The sequence below is a fragment of the Sphaerisporangium rubeum genome (assembly GCF_014207705.1).
Classification (GTDB): domain Bacteria; phylum Actinomycetota; class Actinomycetes; order Streptosporangiales; family Streptosporangiaceae; genus Sphaerisporangium; species Sphaerisporangium rubeum.
In genome coordinates this window covers 2,529,065-2,549,316 of record NZ_JACHIU010000001.1, presented here as the reverse complement: position 1 = coordinate 2,549,316, position 20,252 = coordinate 2,529,065, and the positions used below count along the sequence as shown (strand labels likewise).

Here is a 20,252-nt window from a genome sequence, read left to right as displayed (position 1 = left end):
CGGATCACCAGGTGATTCCTGGGGATGTGAGCTAAATGTCCAGGCAGGGTTGCGTGGCGGGTGCGGGTCGGCAGCATGCGGGGGGTGAGTGACGTGAATCTGCTTGATGGACGCGAGTTCGTGATGGTGAGCTCCACGGCGAGTGTCGTGGATCCGTCGGGTCCCACCCGGTTCGTCTACGAGGAGGCGGACGGGGTCGTGTGGGGACGGTACGACGGGGACACCGTGGCGCACGGGAGGTTCGTGGGGACACGGGACGGGGATCTCGTCGAGTTGACGTACGTGCATGTCCTGAAGAGCGGGGAGCGTACCGGGGGGAGGAGCAGTTCCCGGGTCGAGTCGCTGGGGGACGGACGGTTGCGGCTGGTGGAGGAGTTCCTGTTCGAGGGGGACGACGATCCGCAGGTGAGCGTGTGCGAGGAGATCCGCTGATCCGGCGCGTGCGCCGCACCTCTCCTGCGCGGCCCGGTGTGCGTCGGACAGGACGCGGCGTGCCGCCGTGCCTCTCTTGTGCGGCGCGCTGTGCGCCGGACGGGACGCGGTGAGGGTTTTGGGTGGGTGGCCGAGTTGGAGTGGGCCGGCTCTGATGGGTGGGCTGAGACCACAGCGACCCAGATGGGGGTTTTTAATCGAAAAGGCGAAGATTACGACGTCGGCGGTGACCTACCCTCCTTGCGCCACCGGTTGACGTATGTACGAAGGCGCCGAATTCGCCGTACCACGTCCCGCCGCGTCGGCGCCGAACAGAATCGCGTGCGTCAGTGGAGGGTGACGGCGCGGGACCGCGGGGGTGACGGCGCGGGACCACCGGGTGACAGGGCCGGACCGCGGGGGGCGGCGCGGGACCACGGGGGTGACAGAGCCGGACCGCGGGGGTGGCGGCGCGGGATCGCGAGGTGGCGGCGCGGGACCGTGGGGGTGACAGGGCCGGACCGCGGGGGTGACAGGGCCGGACCGCGGGGGTGGCGGCGCGGGATCGCGAGGTGGCGGCGCGGGACCGTGGGGGGACGTGGGTTGTCAGGTGTCGCCGCGTAGGTCGGTTCGGCCTTCTGCGGCGCCTACGAAGCGCATTTTGCCGAGGGGGATGGGGGTGGAGGTTTCGGTGGGGGGTGGGGTGGGGGTCGGGGGGTGGCGGCGGGGGGTGCGGTCGGAGGGGAGGACGTAGGGGCGTTTCAGGACTTCGTCGAGGATGAAGACGGTTTCTGTGGCCTTGACGGCGGGGATGCCGGCCAGGCGTTCGGTGACCAGGGTGTGGACGCTGGCGACGTCCGGCATGCGGATCTGGATCATGGCGTCGTGCTGGCCGGTGGTGATGGCGCAGTACTCGACCTCCGGCATCTGGGCCAGTTGAGCGCGGAACTGTTTCCACATCTGCTGGCGGACGGTGACGAACACCAGGGCCGTGATGCCGAGGCCGGCGCGGACGTGGTCGACCTCGGCGGTGAAGCGTTTGATGACACCGTCGGCGCGCAGGGCCTCGAAACGGGTGTAGGCGCTGGCCCGGGAGATGCCGACGCGTTCGGCGAGGGCCGCGACGGAGATGCGGCCGTTCTCGCGGAGCACCTGAAGGATCTTCATGTGGACGGCGTCGAGCTGGAGACCGATGCCGATACGTCCAGCGAGCCCGCCGCCACGTGATGACCCGCCTGACATTTCGGTCATACCTGAACCCCATCCACTCGATCCGTCTCGCTGCGCTGCCGCGAACCGGACGTTTCGCCGCACAATCCTCGACGACACGCCAACAACCGTCCAGACAGCACAATTCCGGAGGACCAAAAATGGCGACCCCTTCGCGGCGCCGCGCGGCGTGGCAGGTGAGGGCGGCTCTGCTGCCGGTCCTGCTCGCCGGCGCCCTCACTCTCGCCGCGTGCGGTGGCGGCGGCACCCCGGCACAGAGCGGTCAGAGCGGCCAGAGCGGTACGGCGGCCAAGACGCTGGTCGTCGACGCCTCCTTCACCCTCAAGACCGCCGACCCGGGCCGCAACTACGAGCCCACCGGCCTGATCATCGGCAAGGCCCTCTACGACACGCTGCTGACCTTCGAGGGCTCGGACGTGACCAAGCCGGTCCCCTCCCTCGCCGAGTCCTACGAGCAGTCCGAGGACGGCAAGGTCCTGACGCTGAAGCTGCGCCGCGGCGCGACGTTCTCCGACGGTTCCCCGGTGACCGCGGACGACGTGGTGTTCTCGCTGAACCGCGTGCGGGACATGAAGGGCAACCCGTCGTTCCTGCTGGACGGCGTGCAGGTCGCCACGACCGACGAGACGACGGTCACGCTCACCTCCAAGATCGCCAACCCGGCGCTGCCGTTCATCCTGCCGAACCCCGCGCTCGGCATCCTCAACTCCAAGGTCGTCAAGGCCAACGGCGGCACCGGTGACGAGTCCGACAAGGCCGAGACCTACCTCAACGGCGCGTCGGCCGGCTCCGGGCCGTACACGCTGGAGTCGTTCAACGCGCAGTCGCAGGTCGTGCTGACCGCCAACCCCAAGTACTGGGGCCCGGACAAGCCGACGTACACCAAGGTCGTGCTGCGCAACGTCGAGTCGGCCACCCAGAAGCTCAACGTGCAGCGCGGCGACAGCCAGGTGGCCCTCGACCTGTCCGGCGACCAGATCAAGACGGTCGGCGGGGACTACACCAAGGTGCAGACCGCCTCGGCGAACGTGCTGTTCCTGCTCGCCAACCAGGACACGGCGGTCAGCAAGGTCACCACCAACCCCAAGATCGTCGAAGCGATCCGCAAGGGGATCGACTACCAGGGCCTGCTTGAACTGGCCGGCGAGGGCTCGGTGCAGGCCCCCGGCGTGATCCCGACGATGCTGCTCGGCGCGCTCACCCCCGATCAGGCCGTCACGCGTGACGTCGAAGGCGCCAAGGCCGCGGTCGCCGCGTCCGGTGTGAGCAGCCCGTCGGTGACGCTGGAGTACCCGAGCGACCTGACCCTGCAGGGCCTGTCGTTCCAGCCGATCGCCGAGCGCATCCAGGCCAACCTCAAGGAGGTCGGCATCACAGTCGACCTGGCCCCCGCGCCGGTGGCGACCGCGCTGGACAACTACCGCAACGGCAAGGAGGAGCTCGGCCTGTGGTACTGGGGTCCCGACTACCCCGACCCGACCGACTACCTGGTGTTCCTGCCGGGTAAGACCGTGGGCCTGCGTGCCGGGTGGAAGGCCGGCGCCGACAAGGAGCTTGAGGCGCTCGGCGACAAGGCGGCCACCACCATCGGCGACGACGCGCGCAAGCCGCTGTACGGCGAGATCCAGACCAGGCTGAACGCCACCGGGCCGTTCGTGCCGCTGATCCAGCCGGGCCAGAACATCGTGACCGTCCCGTCGGTCACGGGCCTTGAGTTCCACCCCGTGTGGACGGTCGATGTCGCCGCTCTCGGCGCCAAGTGACCCGTCCCCCGGCGGTACGGCGGCGCAGCGCCGCACCGCCGGGGCACGGCATCCGCTGGCGCGGTTCCTGCTGCGCAGGGTCGCGGTGGCGCTGCTGCTCGGCCTCGGGATCACGCTGGTCACGTTCGTTCTGACCAACCTGGTCCCCGGCGACCCCGTGACGGCCAACCTCGGCCAGCGCGCGCTGTCGGACCCGGCGATCGTGGCGCAGTTCCGCGCCGAGCACGGCCTGGACAAGCCGCTGCCGCAGCAGTACCTCACCTACCTCGGCGGGCTGCTGCGCGGCGACCTCGGCATGAGTCAGCAGAGCCACCGTCCCGTGCTGACCGATCTCGCCGAGCTCGTGCCGTCCACCATCGAGCTGGCCGGCGCGGCGATCACGGTGTCGCTGGTCGCCGGGGTGGCGTTCGGCCTGGTGGCGGCGCTGCGCCGGGACCGGCTGCCGGATCACCTGCTGCGGCTGGTGGCGCTGGTCGGCATCTCGGTGCCGACGTTCTGGCTGGCGCTGCTGGCCTTCTACCTGTTCTTCTTCCGGCTGCGCATCGCGCCGGGAAGCGGCCGCATCGCACCGGACATGAGCGCGCCGCCGCAGGTCACCGGCCTGTTCACGGTGGACTCGGCGCTGGCGGGCCAGTGGGACGTGTTCGCGTCGGCCGTGGGTCACCTGATGACACCGGCGCTGGTGCTGGCGGCGTACACCATCGGGCTGCTCATGCGGTTCACCCGCTCGGCGGTTCTGGAGGTGCTCGGCCAGGACCATGTGCGCGCCGCGCGGGCCAAGGGCCTGCCGGGCCGCACGGTGCTGACGCGGTACGTGTTGCGGTCGGCGCTCGTGCCGATCATCACGGTCGCGGGCCTGGCGTTCGGCAGCCTGCTGTCCGGCACGGTGCTGGTGGAGTCGGTGTTCGCGCGGCCCGGCATCGGCCAGTACGCGTACAAGAGCGCCACCACGCTCGACCTGCCGGCCGTGATGGGGGTCGGCCTGGTGGTCGGCGCGGTGTACGTGCTGATCAACCTGGTGGTGGACGTGCTGTACGGCGTGATCGACCCGAGAGTGAGGCTGTCGTGAGGCTCTGGGGCCGCCTGCCTGACGCGTGGCGCCGTCCGCTGGCCGTCGCCGGGGCCCTCGCCGCGCTGGCGTGGCTGGTGGTGGCGCTCGCGGCGCCGCTGATCGCGCCGCACGACCCGCTGGCGCAGGACCTGCCGCGCCTCGCCTCCCCCGGCCCGGGCCACTGGTTCGGCACCGACCAGCTCGGCCGCGACATCCTGTCGCGGGTCATGTACGGGGCCAGGGTGTCGATCCCGCTGACGCTGCTGCTGGTGGTGCTGTCCATGCTGATCGGCGGCGTGCTCGGCGCGTGCGCCGGGTACTTCGGCCGGTGGTTCGGCGAGGTCGTGATGCGCCTCGCGGACCTGGTGTTCGCGTTCCCCACGGTGATCCTCGCCATGGTGGTGGCCGCCGCGCTCGGCGCGAGCCTCACCAACGCGGTCCTCGCCGTGCTGGTGGTGGCGTGGCCCGCGTACGCGAGGGTCACCCGTGGCCTGGTGCTCGGTGTGCGGGAACGTGAGTTCGTGCTGAGCGGCCGGCTGCTCGGGTTCTCGGCGTGGCGGTCGCTGCGGGTGGACGTCCTGCCGAACATCACCGGCCCTGTGCTGGTGCTCGCCACGCTGGACATCGGCACGGCGCTGCTGCTGCTGTCGGGCCTGTCGTTCCTCGGGCTCGGCGCCAAGCCGCCGTCCCCGGAGTGGGGGGCCATGGTGGCGTCCGGCGTCGAGGTGTTCGACAGCTGGTGGGTGGCGACGTTCCCCGGTCTCGCCATCCTCACGGTGGTGCTGGCCTTCAACTTCCTCGGCGACACGCTGCGGGACGCGCTGGACCCGCGGACCGCGCGCGCCATCAAGGAGCGTGCGCTGTGAGCACCCTGAGCATCGAGGGCCTGAAGGTGTCCATCGGGGGCCACGGCATCCTGCGCGGCGTGGACCTGGCCCTGGCCCCCGGCCGGGTGCACGGGCTGGCCGGTGAGAGCGGCTCAGGCAAGACCATGACGGGCCTCGCCACCTTGGGCCTGCTCCCCCACGGCGCTCGCGCGTCGGGACGGATCGCGCTCGGCGACCGTGACCTGCTCGGCCTGCCGCCGCGTGAGCTGAACCAGGTGCGCGGCCGGGAGATCGCCATGGTGTTCCAGGACCCGGCGACCAGCCTGCATCCCATGCTGACCGCCGGCCGGCAGATCACCGAGCACATGCGCCACCACCTGCGTCTCGGCAAGGCGGAGGCGCAGGCGCGCGCCGTCGACCTGCTGGCCCAGGTGCGCATCCCCTCCCCCGCGACGGCGGCGGGCCGGTACCCGCACCAGTTCTCCGGCGGCATGCGGCAACGCGTCGCCATCGCCGTCGCGCTGGCCTGCGGCCCCAAGGTGCTGATCGCCGACGAGCCGACCACCGCGCTCGACGTGACCGTGCAGGCCGGGGTGCTGCGGCTGCTGCGGCGGCTGTGCGACGACCTCGGGCTCGCGGTGCTGCTCGTCACGCACGACCTCGGCGTCATGTCTGCCGTGGCCGACGACGTGAGCGTCATGCGCGGCGGCCTGGTCGTGGAGACCGGGCCGCGTTCCCGCGTGCTGCGTGAACCCGAGCATCCCTACACCCGTGCCCTGCTCGACGCGCTGCCCCGTGAGGCAGGCACCCCGTCCCCGGAGGAGGGCTCGTGACCTCATCGACGACGGCGCCGCTGCTGGAGGTGCGCGACCTGGTCGTGGACCACCGCGCACCGGGACGACCCGCCGTACGCGCCGTGGCCGGGGCCAGCCTCGGTGTGGCGGCCGGCGAGGTCGTGGGGCTGGTCGGCGAGTCCGGGTGCGGCAAGTCGACGCTCGCGCGCGCCGTGTGCGGCCTCACCCCGGCGACCGGCGGCAGCGTCACGTTCGGCGGCACCCCGGTGAGCCGCCTCGGCCTGCGTCGCAGGGACGCCGCGCTGACCGGCGTGCAGATGGTGTTCCAGGACCCGTACGCCTCGCTCAACCCGCGGCGCCGGGTCGGGACGCAGATCGCCGACGGCCTCGCCGTGGCACGCGACCGGACCACGACCCCGGAGGAGATGCTGGAACGTGTGGGACTGCCGGCCGCGATGGCCGCGCGGTACCCGCACGAGTTCTCCGGCGGCCAGCGGCAGCGCGTCGCCATCGCGCGTGCGCTCGCGGCCCGGCCGTCCCTGCTGATCGGCGACGAGCCGATCTCGGCGCTCGACGCGTCCGCGCAGGCCACGGTGGCGACGCTGATGCGCACCCTCGCGGTCGAGTCAGGCGCCGGGCTGCTGTTCATCAGCCACGACCTGTCGGTGGTGCGCATCATCGCCGACCGGATCGCGGTGATGTACCTCGGCAAGATCGTGGAGACCGGTCCGACCGCCGAGGTGTGGGCCCGGCCGAGACACCCGTACACCGAGGCGCTGCTGCGGGCCGTCCCCGCGGCCGACGGCCTCGGCCGGCTCCCCGAGGAGCTCCCCGGCGACGTACCGGACCCGGCCGACCCGCCGCCTGGCTGCCGGTTCCACCCGCGCTGCCCCAAGGCGATGGACGTGTGCTCGCGCGAGGAACCCGCGTCCGGCCCGGTGTCCTGCTGGCTGTACCCGCCGTCATGACCGCCGAGGTCATGGCCGCCGTCCTCGCGCGCATGGCGGAGGCCGGTCTGGACGCCATGGTGCTGCGGCCGTCGATCGACCAGCGATACGTCACCGGATGGCAGCCGGAGGGGTTCCTCGTGCTGGTCCCCGGCCGTGAACCGGTGCTGGCGGCCGGCCCCGAGGAGGCGGCGGAGCTGCTGCCGGCCGGTGCGGCGCGGGTCGCGGTGGACGGCGAGATGCGGGCCCGTGAACTGTTCGCGCTGCGCGTGCAGGCCGACCTGGTGCTGGCGTCGGCGGTGCTCGGGCCGCTGCGCGCACGCAAACGGCCGTCCGAGGTCGCCGCCGTCGGCCGTGCCGCCGAGGCCGCGGACCGGGTGCTCGCCGTGGCGCGGGAACTGCCGTGGTACGGCGCCACCGAGGAAGGCATGGCGCGGCGGCTCACCGGGGAGTCCGGCGCTCCGGGGGTGGTCGCGGTGACGGTGGCCGCCGGGGAGAACACCGCGCGGTCCTGCCACACCTCGACGAGCCGGGTCATCAACCCCGGCGACGCCGTGCAGATCCACGTCACCGCCAGGTACGGCGGCTACCACGCCGTGGCGAGCCGCGGTTTCGTCGTCGCCGAGCCGCCTGAGGACTTCGACGCGCTGCACGCGGTGCTGCTCACCGCCAGGGACGCCGCGCTCGCGGCCGTACGGCCCGGTGCGACGGCCGCCGACGTGCACACCGCGGCGTGGACCGTGCTGGACGACAGCGGCTACGGCCCGTACACGGCCACCGGCACCGGTCACGGCATCGGGCTCGATCCGCGCGAGACGCCGCGGCTGGCGCCTGGGGACGGCACGCCGCTGGAGCCGGGGATGACCCTGGTCGTGGCGCCAGGTGTGCATGTGCCCGATCTGTACGGGGCACGGGTGGGGGACGTGGTGGAGTGCACGCTTTCGGGAGTGCGGCCGATGAACCTGGCCGCTCCGGCCCTGCATGTCCTTGATCCATAGTTTCCGGCAACTTGCCGGTTCGCTCCGGTGACCGCGAATGATGCGCATTTAAGGTGATCACGAGGCGGACACGGGGGGCGGCGGTGATGCCATGGCGCAACTGGTCCCTCCGGACGCAGGTTGCGATCATCGCCGGCGTCCTGACGGCACTGGCGTGTGTGGGGGCGAGCGCGCTCGTCATCCACGGCGTGCGCGGGCCCGCGATCGCCGACCTGCGGCACAAGGTCGCAGACAGGACGCTGGTCGTGGGGTACGGCGCCGAGCAGGGCATGCTGCCGCCTGTCCTGCCGATCCAGCCCATCCCGGCCGTCCAGGTGGTGGACGAGCAGACCGGCCGCATCCTCTCGTCCACTCCGGCCCTGGTGGGCCGGCCACGGCTGAGCCGCCTGTCCCCGGGGCTGGGGCACGCGATGGCGTCCGCCGAGGAGTGTGCCTCGGCCACTCTGCAGGACGGCTGCGCGCTCGTGGTCGCGACACGCGTCCCGAGCCCCCGAGGCGCGGTGCTCGTCTACGGATTCGACCACTCCGTGCCGTGGTACGTCACCCCATGGCTGCTCGTCGTGCTCCTCATGGGGTCTCTCGCCGTGACCGGCGCCGCGGCCTATCTGGCGCGGAGGTTCGTCGAGCACCTCCTGCGGCCGGTGCGTGCCGTCCGTGACAAGCTGGCCGAGGTCACCGCCGACGAGCCGTCCTGGAGCTCCGCCGCGACACCGAGCCAAGAGATCGGCGACCTCGCCACCAGCGTGAACGTCACCTTGGACAAGCTACGCCAGTCGGTGGAACGCCAGCGCCGCTTCGCCTCCGACGCCTCCCACGATCTGCGCAGTCCCATCACCGCCATGCGCGCGCAGATCGAGGAAGGCCTGCTGCACCCCGCCGACACCAACTGGGTGAAAACCGGCGAAGCCCTGATGACCAGTCTGGACCGCCTGCAGGCCATCGTCACCGACCTGCTCCTGATAGCCCGCCTGGACGCCGGCGAACGCATCGTCCGCGGCTACCTGGACCTCTCCGAACTGGTCCGCACCGAACTGAACCACCGCACCCGACGCCGCCGCGTGGTCCTCGGCCTGGAACCCGGCGTCGTCGTCAGCGGCGACCGCCTCCAGCTTGCCCGCCTCCTCACCAACCTCCTCGACAACGCCGAACGCCACGCCACCTCCACCGTGACCGTCCTCGTCCGCCACAGGAACGGCAAAGCCGTCCTCGAAGTCGTGGACGACGGCGACGGCATCCCCGCCGACCAACGCGAAGTCGTCTTCCAACGCTTCACCCGCCTCCCCGCCGGACGAGCCAAAGACCAGCAAGGCACCGGCCTCGGCCTCGCCATAGCCCGCGAAATAGCCCACCGCCACAACGGCACCCTCCGCCTGGAGGACAGCCCCGCCGGCGCACGCTTCGTCCTGACCGTCCCCCTCCTCACCATCCACCCCCCGGACGGCCAACCACCTCACTGAAAACCGGAACAGCCCTCCGAACACGGAGTCCGGACATCCTCAAGGAATGTCCGGACTCCGCGACCTGCTAAACGAGCTCCGCCGCGTGAACCGCCATGTTCACCGCGGTGATCTCCTCGGCCCCCATGACCCGCGCCATCCTGCGGTACTTCTCCGCCTCGTCCCCACGGTTCCGCCGGTCCAGCGTCCGTGCCAGCGCCTGGTAGGCCCACCCGTTACAGGGATCGATCTCCACCAGCCGCCGGAACGCCTCCTCGGCCCTCCCGAGCTGCGCGCTGTGGAAGTAGGCCCTCCCCAGCAACTCCACGACGGCCCTGTTCCCCGGCTCCTCCGCCACGATCGGCACAAGGATCCGCGCCGCCTCCTGGTAGTCCTGCGCGTCGAAGTACATCACCGCGCGCTGGAACTCCTCGTAGCTCACCGTGAGCCCTTTCTTCCGGACGTCACCCGATGGACAACGGGTTCGACGTCCGTGGAACACCTGGCCCTCACCGGCTGTTCCCCGCTGCTCAGGGACCGGTCTTGAGATCCTGAACGAACAACGTCCACTCGGCCGCCGCGAACCGCAGCACCGGGCCGCCGGGCCGCTTGGAGTCACGCACGGCATAGCCGCCGTCCGGCAGATTGGCGACTTCGACGCAACTGCCGCCGTTTCCCCCGCTGTAGCTGCTCTTGCGCCAGTTCATGAACTTCCTTCCGAGCTAGGCGAAGGTATCCGCCGTCCGCCTGATCAAGTCCAACGATCCACGGGGATCCAGTGCCGACGCGCGCAAGTCGTCGAAGGCACGGGTGTAGTTGCGCACAGCATCACGCTTCTCAAGGTAAAGACTTCCGGCGGCGTACTCCAGATAGGTGACGTCGTCCGCACCGTCCTCGTTGAAGGTCACTATGGTGAAAGGTCCCATCATCGCCGCGTGCGCGCCTACTCCGTAGGGCAGGATCTGCACCGTGACGTTCGGAAGCTCGGCCACATCGGCGAGCCGTCGAAGCTGTTCTCTCATGACCGCCGGTCCTCCGACACACCGTCTGATGGCCGCCTCATTGAGTACGGTCCAGAACTCAAGTGGGTCCTCGGTTCGCGTGACGGTCTCCTGACGAGCCATGCGCAAGCGGTGCCGGAATGGGCCGGGGAACTCGGGACGGTGGCGTGCGGGGGGAGAGGGTTGCGACTGGTGGACGCGGTGAGTGCGTGCTGGGGGGTGACGGTGGGGCATCGGCGGACGGTGACGTGGGTGGAGGTGGCGGCGAATTCGAGTGGGGTACAGTCATAGCGTCCTGTTGTCTCTGATCGAGGTGGACGTTGTACATCTGAGGTTCGCGATCGCCGCGCGGTACGGCTCCAGCCGTACGGGACGTCACTTTGTGGCGGTGCGTGGATGCGACCTCGGTGTATGAGCCGGGAATCCCTCGATGCCAGGACTGTTTCCTGTCGGCTCGGCTGCCGCGTGGCGCTCGCATACGGAGTTCCTGTACGGACGCGACGATGCGGGTGAGCGATGAACGACATCAGTACGGCCGGGGCTTCGGTCAGTTGCTCGGGGCTGTCTTTCCGGTGGCCGGACGGGACGGCCGTGTTCGACGGGTTGTCCCTGACGATCGGACGGGGACGTAACGGGCTCGTGGGGAGCAACGGGACGGGGAAGTCCACGCTGTTGCGGCTGATCGCGGGACGGTTGACGCCGTCGGCGGGGTCGGTGACGGTGAGCGGGAGCCTCGCGTATCTGCCGCAGAACGTGACGCTGGACACGGGGATGCGGGTGGAGGAAGCCCTTGGGATCGCCGAGAGGCGTGCGGCGCTGCGGGCCATCGAGGCGGGGGACGTTCGTGAGGAGCACTTCACGGTTCTCGGGGACGACTGGGACGTGGAGGAGCGTGCGCTCGCGACGCTCGGCGGGCTGGGGCTGGACGGGGTGGCGCTGGACCGGACGGTCGGTGCGCTGTCGGGGGGACAGACGGTGCTGCTGCGGCTCGCGGCGGCGCTGCTGGAGCGGCCGGATGTGCTGTTGCTGGACGAGCCGACCAACGATCTCGATCTGTTCGCGCGGCGGCGGCTGTACGACGCGGTGGAGTCGTGGCGGTCCGGAGTCCTCGTGGTGGTGAGTCACGACCGGGATCTGCTGGAGCGGGTCGACCGGATCGGGGAGCTGCGTGGTGGCGCGGTGAGCTGGTACGGCGGGGGGTGGTCGGCGTACGAGGACGCGGTGGCGGCGCAGCGGGAGACGGCGGAGCGGGTGCTGCGTACGGCGGAGGCCGATGTGCGGCGGCAGAAGAAGGAGCTGGAGGACGCGCAGATCAAGATCGCGCGCAGGCAGCGGCAGAGCAGGAAGGCGGACGCGCAGCGGCGGGCCTCGCGCATCGTCGCCGGGGAGAAGAAGCGCTCGGCGCAGGAGTCGGGTGACAAGCTGCGGCTGCTGCACGAGGACCGGCTGAACGAGGCACGTGAGCGGCGCGAGGAGGCGGCCGGCGCCGTCAGGCCGGACGCCGAGATCCGGGTCGACCTGCCGCACACCGCCGTACCCACGGGACGTTCGGTGCTGAGCCTGGACGGGCTGGGCCTGCCGTACGGCCGGCTGCGGGAAGCGAACCTGCGGGTGCACGGGCCCGAGCGGGTCGCGCTGGTGGGCCGCAACGGGGCCGGGAAGACCACGTTGCTGCGGGTCCTCGCCGGGGAGCTGGCGCCGGCGGCCGGGGAGGCCCGGGTGCACGTGCCGCTGCGGTTCCTGCCGCAGCGGCTGGACGTGCTGGACGACGCGCTGAGCGTCGCGGGGAACGTCGCACGGCTCGCGCCGGGGGTGACGGACAACCACATCCGGTCCCAGCTCGCACGTTTCCTGTTCCGGGGTGAGCGCGCCGGTCAGCTCGCCGGCACCCTCTCCGGCGGTGAGCGGTTCCGCGCCGCGCTCGCCGCGACGATGCTGGCCGAGCCCGCTCCACAGTTGCTTCTGCTCGACGAGCCGACCAACAACCTCGACGTGGCGAGCGTCCGCCGCCTCACGACCGCGCTGGAGTCCTACCAAGGGGCCCTGGTGGTCGCCAGCCACGATCTGGCCTTCCTCGCGTCGGCGGGGATGACCCGTTGGCTCCTCCTCGGCGAGGAGCTGACCGAGACCACCGCCGAGGAGGTACACGAGCTGCTGGCGGCCTCAGCGAGCGGCTGAGTCCCCCGGCTTGGTCGTGCCGTCCTCGGCCGCCGGAGCGTCCTCCTGGCCGTCTCCCTGGCCGTCCGGTGCCGCGTCGTCCTCCTCCTTGTCGGGGGTGGGTGGCGCGGGGCGGCAGGACGAGGCGCAGCCGCCGAACCTCGCGGTGTTCAGCTCGGTGAAGGGGGTGGCGGGGGTGCCTTTCAGCGCGGCGAGCATGGTGTCGCGCCAGATGGGGCCGGGGATGGTGGCGCCGAAGACCGCGCCGTAGTAGCGGCCGCCGATGGTGACGCCGTTCAGTTTGTGCGCGATGGCGCCTCGGGGGTCGCCGATGCTGACGGCGCCGGCGAGGTCGGGGGTGAAGCCGGCGAACCACGCGCTGGCCTGGTCGTCGTTGGTGCCGGTCTTGCCGGCGGCGTCGCGGCCGATGCCGCCGACGGCCCGCATGGTGCCCTTGGTGAACACCCCGGACAGCACGTGCGCCGTGGCGTCGGCCACCTCGGGGTCGAGGGCCTCGCGGCACCGGGGCCGCAGGTCGGTGGCCTTGCCGTCCCGGTCGAGGACCTTGGTGATGGACATCGGCGCGCAGTACCGGCCTCTGGCGGCGATGGCGGCGTACGCGTTGGCGACGGTCACGGGGTCCATCTCGTTGATGCCGAGGGTGAACGTCTCGTACTGCCGCAGCGGCCGGCCGTCGGCGCGCCTGATGCCGAGGGACCGCGCGGTCTGCACGGTGTCGCACAGCCCGACGCGGCGTTCCAGCTCCATGAAGAACGTGTTGACCGACTCCCAGGTGCCGGTGCTGAGCGACTTGAAGCCGGGTGAGCCCTCGTCGTTGGTGACGGTGTGCGTGGGGTCGCCGACCCGGCCGCCTGAGCAGTCGACGAAGTCGCCGTACCCGGAGGCGCGGAAGCCGTTGCCGACGGTGAAGCCGTCGTTGACCTTCATGCCTTTCTTCAGCGCCGTGATCAGGGTGAAGGTCTTGAACGTCGAGCCGGCCTGGAAGCCGCCGATGCCGCCGTGCGCCTCGTCGGCCACGATGTTGTACGACACCTCGCGGTCCCGCGCCGACGTGCCGTACCTGCGGCTGGCCGACATCGCCTTGATCATGCCGGTGCCGGGCTGGACGAGCGCCTCGGCGGCCACCGCCTGGTCGGACGCGTGGACGTACCGCCTGATCGCGCGGTCGGCCGCGGCCTGCGCACGCCGGTCCAGCGTCGTGTGGATGGTCAGGCCGCCACGTGACAGCAGCAGCGCGCGGTCCCGCTGGGTGGCGCCGAACGCGCGGTCCCGCAGGAACTCCTCGCGCACGTACACGCAGAAGTACGGGTACGGGCTGGCGACGCAGCCACCGGGAAGCGGCGTCCCCTTGTAGCCGAGCTTCTGCGCCTTAGCCGCCGCGGCCTGCTCGGCGGTGATCTTCTTGAGCTGCACCATGCGGTCGAGCACGACGTCGCGCCGCGCCAGCAGCCGCTTACGGTTGGCCGCACCCCCCTCGGGGTCGGTGGCCGTGGGGAGCTGTACCGCGCCGGCCAGCGTGGCCGCCTGCGCGAGCGTGAGCCGCGAGGCGTGCACCCCGAAGAACCGCTTGGCCGCCGCCTCGATGCCGTTGGCCCCCGCGCCGAAGTACGCGATGTTGAGGTACTTCTCCAGGATCTGGTCCTTGGTGTACTTCTGCTCCACCCCCATCGCGTACCGCAACTCGGTGAGCTTGCGCGCGTAGCTCGACTCCAGAGCCTTGGCCTTCTCGTCGTCGGTGACCGCCGTGTTCAGCAGCACCTGCTTGACGTACTGCTGCGTGAGCCCCGACCCCCCTTGGCTCACTCCCCCGGCCTGGAGGTTCTTCGCCAGTGCACGCACCGTGCCTTCGACGTCGATGGCCCCGTGCTGGTAGAACCGGTAGTCCTCGATCGCGACGATGGCCGTCCGCATGACCTCCGCGACCTTGCCGAGCGGCACGATCTCCCGGTAGGTGTCCCAGAACTGCGCGATCGGCCTCCCCCCGGCGTCCACGACCGTGGTCTTCTCCGCCAGCGGCGGCTCCGACAACGCGAGCGGCGTGAGATCCTCCGCCGCCCCCGCGATCACCGACCCCGCTCCCCCGACCGCCGGCAACGCCAGCCCCGCGGCCAGCAACCCCGCCATGGCCCCGACCATCACCAGATGCGCGATCTTGGCCCCCGTCCCCTGCGGCACCTCGGCCAGTGACGCGACCGCGGACTTCGCTTCGCGCCGCATCAGTGCCCCCCGGGAACGGGACCGAGCTCCAGGACGGCCAGCGCCGTGAACGTGGCGCGCCGGAGGAACCGCATGTGTCGTGCCTTCCGTCGATGGACGTGAGTACGACGGGCAGTCTGTCGCCACCATCCGATGCCGTCAAAGACAGATAAGCACCGGTTCGTACCTGAAAGGCGTGATTTTGCCACTCGCGCTTCCCCCGTTCGTGCTCACTCACTTCGGCGGCCCAACCGATTCCCCCTATCCGCGCAAGTTGTGTCGGACATAATATGGGTATGAGGAAGTTGCGCTTCTACCGCTCGGCACGGAAGCACCGCATCGGGCGAGCGCATGCCCTTCACGTAGTGAGATCAGGCCCCCCGGTCATCGTCCCGGCGGGCGACCCCGGCCTGGAGGATCGGTGGGTGTGGATCGGGGAAGACGATCGGGGCATCGAGTTGGAGGTGATCGGCATTCTCACCGAGAAGTCCCTGGTGATCCTGCACGTGATGCCGACCGCTTTTAGGAGGACAAAGCCATGACCGAGCATGAGGCAGGCTGGCCACCTGAGGACATCGAACTTGCCTTGGACGACGACTCTGAGATCGACGGCGATTCTGAAGAGATCTACGACACCAAGGGGAACCGGATCACCGACCAGTACGTGGACGCGGCCGTCGCCGATGTTCATCGTGCCATCGCCGAAGGTCGAGTGCCGGTGCCGACCGGCCGCGGGGGACGTCCGTCCCTTACCGGCGACGCCGCGCACTCCCCCCGGGTCTCTTTCCGGGTTCCCGAGGAGTTGAGGGAACGAGCTAAGACGCGGGCCGCTCAGGAAGGCAAGACGATCTCGGCGCTGGCCCGGGAGGCCTTCGAGCAGTTCCTCAGAGCGGGATGAGCAGGGCCGGTCCCCGCCGGGGTGGCGGGGACCGGGGGCCGGGTTATTTGGTGAGTTCGAGTACTCCCCAGTGGGAGGTGTCGAGGTAGGAGCGGCCGGTGGGGTCGTTCCAGGTGACGGCGGAGGTTCTGGCGGGGCCGGTGGCGTCGTTGACCTGGAGGTCGAAGCCCAGGTAGGTGCCCTTCTTCGGGGTGATGGTGGGGAGGGCTATCGACGCCTCCACCACGTAGCCGCCGGGGATGATCTTGACGGCGCTCGTGAGGTTGTCCTTCACGGCGAAGGCGTCGAAGGTGCCGCCTATGGTCTGCTTGCCGGTGTAGGAGACGCGGTACTGGCCGTCGTCGTCGTCGTAGCCCTTGGTCTTGTTGTCGGCCGGGTCGACGAAGATCTCCACCGAGTCCTGCTGGTAGGCGTCGGGGGACTCCTCGCTGAGGGACGGGTCGGTGACCTTCGCCAGGACGTAGAGGTTCTTGTCGTCCCACAACGTGCGGATCCTGGCGGTGGCGCCGGTGGTGCCCTGGATCCAGGTGGCGGTGCGGAACTCGGGGGACCTGGACCACACGGGGTCGGCCACGCCGTCCAGGACGGGGGTGCCCTTGGCGGCCTGGGTGCGCTGGACCTGGGGGGTGAGGGTCAGTTCGCCGGACCAGGTGGCGCTCTTACCGGTCTTGCCGTCCAGGGCCGTCAGCTCGAACGGGACGGTGGCGCCTTGGGTGGCGGTCGCGGGGAGGGTCGCCTCGACGCGGTAGCCGCCGGGGGTGGCCGTCGCGCGGTACCAGGTGGCGGTGCCGTCGCGCTTGGAGGTGCGGGTGGTGGTGCCGGCCCTGAGGGTGAGGGTGTCGGTCCTGTCGCAGGTGGGGTCGGTGACCTCGGTGAGAACGCTCAGGCCGGACGGGGACCAGCGGGCCTGGAAGGCGGCGGACACGGTGCCGATCCGCGCGACCGGGGTGTCCGGCAGGATGTCCCACTCGGGCTCGCGGGATCCGTCCAGCTTCACGGTGCCGCGCGGGGCCTCGCCGCGGCGGACGAGCGCGGGCAGGCGTGCGGGGTCGACGACACCCCAGTACGCCGGCTTGGCCTGCAGTTCGTCGTCGAACAGCAGCGGCGGGTTGAGCCGGGTGATGGGGAACGTCGACAGCCACGTGCCGTCGTCGGCGAGGCCCCACACGGTGACGGACGACAGCGACGAGGCCTGGCGGCGGAACACGTCGAACAGTTCCTTGTACCGGTACCCCTGCAGGGCCAGCACCTCGGCGGGGACGGTGGTGTAGGACGACACGAAGTCGGTGTACACGCTGACGTCCAGCTCGGTGACCTGCTGGTCCAGGCCGAGCGGCTTGAAGTACTCGATGGTCTTCTCGACCTCGGCCGCCGGCGGCTGCTCGATGTTCAGGTGCAGCTGGTGGCCCACCCCCTGCACCGGCACGCCTTCGCGCTTGAGCTTCTTGACCAGGTTGAACAGCGCCTCACGCTTGCGCGGGAACTCGGTGTTGTAGTCGTTGATGACGAGCTCGGCCGCCGGGTCCACCTCGTGCGCGACGCGGAACGCCGTGCGGATGAAGTCGTAGCCGGTGATGGTGAACCACTTGCTGCGGCGCATGCCGTCCGGCTGGTACTCGTCCACGACCTCGTTGACGACGTCCCACACCTTGATCTTGCCTTTGTACCGGCCGACGACGGTCCTGACGTGGTTCTCCAGCCGGGACAGCAGCAGCGCCTTGTCGGCGGCCGAGGCGGTGAGGTCGCGGTCGCCGTCCTTGAAGACCCAGTCCGGCGTCTGGCTGTGCCAGGCCAGGGTGTGGCCGCGGAACTGCATGCCGTGCCGCTGCGCGTAGTCCACCAGGTAGTCGGGGTCGGTGAAGACGAACTGGCCCTCGGCGGGCTCGGTGGCGTCCCACTTGAGCGCGTTGCCGGGGGTGAGGCTGCCGAAGTGCTTGGCGAGCAGCTCGCCGTGCACCCCGAGGGTCGACTCGCGCGCCACCGCGGCGCCGAAGGTGAACGGCACGGTGTCCTTCACCGACGGGATGCCGGTCTGGATGGGCTTCGGCTCGACGTACGTGAGCGCGAAGTCGTCGATGTAGAACGGGAACGTGCCGGAGGACGACTCGATGTACACGCTGAGGAAGTCCACGTCGTACGCCAGGGTGTAGGTGCCTCTGAGCCGCACCCACTGGCCCTGCGGTATCGCCTGCGGCGCCGCCACGCGCTCGTAGCTCGGCGTGCCGCCGGTGCGCCGCTCGACGGACATGCCGAGCTCGCCGGCGGTGACGTCCGGCCCGAGCCGCACCCACACCGACAGGTCGTACTTGGAGCCCTTGGTCATCTTGCCGAGGACGCCGAGCGACGGCCCGTCCCAGAAGTCCTGCCGCGCGGTGGACAGCAGGCTGCGGGTGCCGCCGTGCGCCTGGTCGGTGGTCACCGTCAGCTGCGCGGCGGCGCGCGGGGACCAGCCCTGCGTGGTGCCGCTCTCGAAGTCGCTGGCCGCGCCGGACGTGCCGGGGTCGGTGTCGGAGGTGACGGTGACGTCGTCCAGGTAGTACCGGCCGGTCGGGTCGGAGCTCTCGGCGTACAGCTCCAGGGTGGACTCGGCGGAGAAGGTGTAGGTGCCGGAGATCTCCACCCAGCCGGCGTCGGTGACGGTGGCCGCGCCGACGCGTTCGTAGGTGGTGGCGCCGTCGGTGGTGCGCTGCATGGTGAGCGCGACGGTGGCGGACGGCTGGCCGGCGGTGAGGCGCGCGTACGCGGTGATGTCGTACCGCACGCCTGCTTCGAGCGGCGGGGTGACCGAGGCGCCGTTCCAGGTGTCGGTCCTGCCGGTGACGAGCAGGGAACGTTCTCCGGTGCGGGCCGCCTCGGTGGTCGCGGCGACCGTGACGCCGCCGCCACGCGCGTACCAGCCCTGCGGGGTACCGTCCTCGAAGCCGTACGCGGCGATCGTGGTGGCGGCCGCGAGGACGGCCGTGGCGAAGGTCAGGGGCAGGGCCAGGCAGAGCAGGACGGCCGCCACCCGGGAACGGGGGAAGGTCACGCGAGTCTCCTCAAGGATCGCGAACGAGGGCCACCGGCCGTCCCCTCGGCCGGTGACCCTTTCTCGGACGGACTCAGGTCAGGTTGCCGGTGAGCAGCTCGATGAGCCGTTCGCGGCGCACGCAGCCGTCCAGCGTGAACGAGTCGGCGAGCGCGGTGAGCTCGCCGTCGTCCAGGCCGGCGAACAGCGCGGCGTACTCAGGCAGCAGGGCCTGCGCGATCAGGATGTGCCTGATCAGGTCGTCGGTCTGGTACCTGGCACCCCACGGGTAGGGGTTCCAGTCGGGGAACTCGTCCTCCACCAGGCGGTGCACCGGCGTCAGCACGTCGCCGGACTCCTCCATGGTGGAGCCCCACCGGTCGGCGCCGAGCCGCTTCTTCTTGGCGATGAAGTCGCCGAACCGGCTCAGGTACGGCCCGGCGGGGTCGGCGTGCACCAGCCCCTGGAGCCCGACGTCCTTGTACGTCCACAGCGACCAGCCGGCCTCGTGCGCGTCGAAGATCTCCAGCTGGTCCGACAGGACCTGGTACCGCATCTCGTCGACGACCGGGTCGCCGGTGTAGACGGGGCCGAACTCGCCGACCCACAGCGGTGTGCCGGTCTCCCGCTGGAACGCGGTGCGCCGCTCGAAGGCCAGCTCGAGCTGCTCGCGGTCCACCCACTCGCCGCGGGTGTACCCCGGGTACGGCCCGCCGTGCGCGAAGCCGGCGAGCGCGTAGTCGTGGCAGACGAACACTGTGTTCTCGTAGACCTCACGGAAGATCGAGAAGTCCGTGGAGTAGGTGTTGCCGTCCAGGAAGAGCACGTGGCCGGGGTCCACGGCCCGCAGCGCCTTGACCAGGCGGTCGTAGAACGGGCCGATCACCCGGCCGGAGACGTCACCCGGCTCGTTGACCGGGTTGTACCCGGCGACCCACGGGTTGTCCTTGTACCGGTCGGCCATGAACTCCCACAGGTGGACCACACGGTCCTGGAAGTGCCGGTGCAGCCAGAAGGACGCGACGTGGGTCGGGTTGTCCGAGTGCCAGTGCTGGTTCTGCGAGCCCGGCAGCGCGTGCAGGTCGATGACGCTGTAGATGCCGTGCTCGCCGAGCAGTCCGATGACCCGGTCGAGGTGCCGGAACCCGGACTCGATGATCTCCATCGGACGTTCGTCGGACTCGAAGTGCCGGTAGTTCACCGGGATGCGCACGCAGTTCATGCCGATCCGCGCGAGCAGCGCGGCGTCCTCGGGTCCGAAGAACGACGTGATCAGCCGGTCGAAGAACGCCTCGGCCCGGTCGTCGCCGAGCACGGCGCGCACGGCGCCGCGCATCGACGACTCGTTGGCCGGGTAGCCGGTGATGAAGTTCTCCATGTTCATCCAGCCCCCGAGGCCCACTCCACGCAGCCGTACCGGGGTACCGTCGGCCGCGACGAGGCGGGATCCGGACACACGCAGGTTCATCAATGCTCCTTGGGAAAGCGTCAGGGGCCGCCGGGGCTCACGCGCGG

At 70.6% G+C, this 20,252-nt stretch carries 18 protein-coding genes; 11 read left to right on the top strand and 7 right to left on the bottom strand.

The genetic code is table 11. The features are described from left to right. Positions 1-93 precede the first annotated feature (93 nt). Entirely contained in the window at positions 94-432 is a 339-nt protein-coding gene (locus BJ992_RS10855; RefSeq protein ID WP_343072598.1) for an avidin-fold protein, read from the top strand. A 585-nt stretch (positions 433-1,017) separates the two neighbouring features. On the opposite strand, the gene BJ992_RS10850 is transcribed toward BJ992_RS10855, so the two are convergent. Next, a complete protein-coding gene (locus tag BJ992_RS10850) occupies positions 1,018-1,662 on the bottom strand; it encodes an Lrp/AsnC family transcriptional regulator (RefSeq protein WP_184980060.1) in 645 nt (214 codons plus the stop codon). A 119-nt stretch (positions 1,663-1,781) separates the two neighbouring features. Here BJ992_RS10850 and BJ992_RS10845 point away from each other — a divergent pair, with 119 nt between their 5' ends. The 7 genes from BJ992_RS10845 to BJ992_RS10815 all read left to right on the top strand — a co-directional run bounded on the left by BJ992_RS10845 (position 1,782) and on the right by BJ992_RS10815 (position 9,478). After that, entirely contained in the window at positions 1,782-3,404 is a 1,623-nt protein-coding gene (locus tag BJ992_RS10845) for an ABC transporter substrate-binding protein (protein WP_184980058.1), read from the top strand. Further along, positions 3,379-4,473, top strand: a complete 1,095-nt coding sequence (locus tag BJ992_RS10840; protein ID WP_184980056.1) for an ABC transporter permease — start codon at positions 3,379-3,381, stop codon at positions 4,471-4,473. Before BJ992_RS10845 ends, BJ992_RS10840 begins: the two co-directional genes overlap by 26 nt. After that, on the top strand, positions 4,470-5,321 hold the full coding sequence (locus BJ992_RS10835; RefSeq protein WP_184980054.1) for an ABC transporter permease subunit: 852 nt from the start codon (positions 4,470-4,472) through the stop codon (positions 5,319-5,321). Before BJ992_RS10840 ends, BJ992_RS10835 begins: the two co-directional genes overlap by 4 nt. After that, on the top strand, positions 5,318-6,115 hold the full coding sequence (locus tag BJ992_RS10830; protein ID WP_184980052.1) for an ATP-binding cassette domain-containing protein: 798 nt from the start codon (positions 5,318-5,320) through the stop codon (positions 6,113-6,115). Before BJ992_RS10835 ends, BJ992_RS10830 begins: the two co-directional genes overlap by 4 nt. Next, a complete protein-coding gene (locus tag BJ992_RS10825) occupies positions 6,112-7,044 on the top strand; it encodes an oligopeptide/dipeptide ABC transporter ATP-binding protein (protein ID WP_343072597.1) in 933 nt (310 codons plus the stop codon). Before BJ992_RS10830 ends, BJ992_RS10825 begins: the two co-directional genes overlap by 4 nt. After that, positions 6,984-8,021 carry a M24 family metallopeptidase gene (locus BJ992_RS10820; RefSeq protein ID WP_343072596.1) on the top strand — a complete coding sequence of 346 codons (1,038 nt, stop codon included), beginning with the start codon at positions 6,984-6,986 and terminating at the stop codon, positions 8,019-8,021. Before BJ992_RS10825 ends, BJ992_RS10820 begins: the two co-directional genes overlap by 61 nt. Positions 8,022-8,107: 86 nt before the next feature. Further along, entirely contained in the window at positions 8,108-9,478 is a 1,371-nt protein-coding gene (locus tag BJ992_RS10815) for a sensor histidine kinase (protein ID WP_184980050.1), read from the top strand. Between the two features lie 67 nt (positions 9,479-9,545). Here the strand turns inward: BJ992_RS10815 and BJ992_RS10810 are convergent, their stop codons facing one another. The 3 genes from BJ992_RS10810 to BJ992_RS10800 form a co-directional block, all read right to left on the bottom strand. Continuing rightward, the gene (locus BJ992_RS10810) at positions 9,546-9,869 is read right to left on the bottom strand and encodes a tetratricopeptide repeat protein (RefSeq protein WP_184987860.1); all 324 of its coding nucleotides are present in this window, start codon (positions 9,867-9,869) and stop codon (positions 9,546-9,548) included. A gap of 118 nt (positions 9,870-9,987) precedes the next feature. Further along, entirely contained in the window at positions 9,988-10,164 is a 177-nt protein-coding gene (locus BJ992_RS10805) for a DUF397 domain-containing protein (RefSeq protein ID WP_184980048.1), read from the bottom strand. 15 nt (positions 10,165-10,179) lie between these two features. Beyond that, a complete protein-coding gene (locus tag BJ992_RS10800; protein WP_281390333.1) occupies positions 10,180-10,692 on the bottom strand; it encodes a DUF5753 domain-containing protein in 513 nt (170 codons plus the stop codon). A gap of 282 nt (positions 10,693-10,974) precedes the next feature. Here BJ992_RS10800 and BJ992_RS10795 point away from each other — a divergent pair, with 282 nt between their 5' ends. Further along, complete coding sequence (locus BJ992_RS10795) at positions 10,975-12,636, top strand: ABC-F family ATP-binding cassette domain-containing protein (protein WP_184980044.1); 1,662 nt, start codon at positions 10,975-10,977, stop codon at positions 12,634-12,636. Here the strand turns inward: BJ992_RS10795 and BJ992_RS10790 are convergent. Further along, positions 12,622-14,853: a transglycosylase domain-containing protein gene (locus BJ992_RS10790; protein WP_343072595.1), complete on the bottom strand. Its 2,232-nt coding sequence runs from the start codon at positions 14,851-14,853 to the stop codon at positions 12,622-12,624. The genes BJ992_RS10795 and BJ992_RS10790 overlap by 15 nt on opposite strands. 275 nt (positions 14,854-15,128) lie before the next feature. Here BJ992_RS10790 and BJ992_RS10785 point away from each other — a divergent pair, with 275 nt between their 5' ends. Both BJ992_RS10785 and BJ992_RS10780 read left to right on the top strand, forming a co-directional pair. Continuing rightward, a complete protein-coding gene (locus BJ992_RS10785) occupies positions 15,129-15,374 on the top strand; it encodes a hypothetical protein (protein ID WP_184980042.1) in 246 nt (81 codons plus the stop codon). Continuing rightward, on the top strand, positions 15,371-15,730 hold the full coding sequence (locus BJ992_RS10780; protein WP_184980040.1) for a ribbon-helix-helix protein, CopG family: 360 nt from the start codon (positions 15,371-15,373) through the stop codon (positions 15,728-15,730). Before BJ992_RS10785 ends, BJ992_RS10780 begins: the two co-directional genes overlap by 4 nt. Before the next feature lie 43 nt (positions 15,731-15,773). Here the strand turns inward: BJ992_RS10780 and BJ992_RS10775 are convergent, their stop codons facing one another. Together BJ992_RS10775 and BJ992_RS10770 are read right to left on the bottom strand one after the other, a co-directional pair. Then, positions 15,774-18,758, bottom strand: a complete 2,985-nt coding sequence (locus BJ992_RS10775) for an endo-1,4-beta-xylanase (RefSeq protein WP_184980038.1) — start codon at positions 18,756-18,758, stop codon at positions 15,774-15,776. A 73-nt stretch (positions 18,759-18,831) separates the two neighbouring features. Beyond that, on the bottom strand, positions 18,832-20,205 hold the full coding sequence (locus BJ992_RS10770) for a glycoside hydrolase family 5 protein (RefSeq protein ID WP_184980036.1): 1,374 nt from the start codon (positions 20,203-20,205) through the stop codon (positions 18,832-18,834). Between the last annotated feature and the right edge of the window lie 47 nt (positions 20,206-20,252).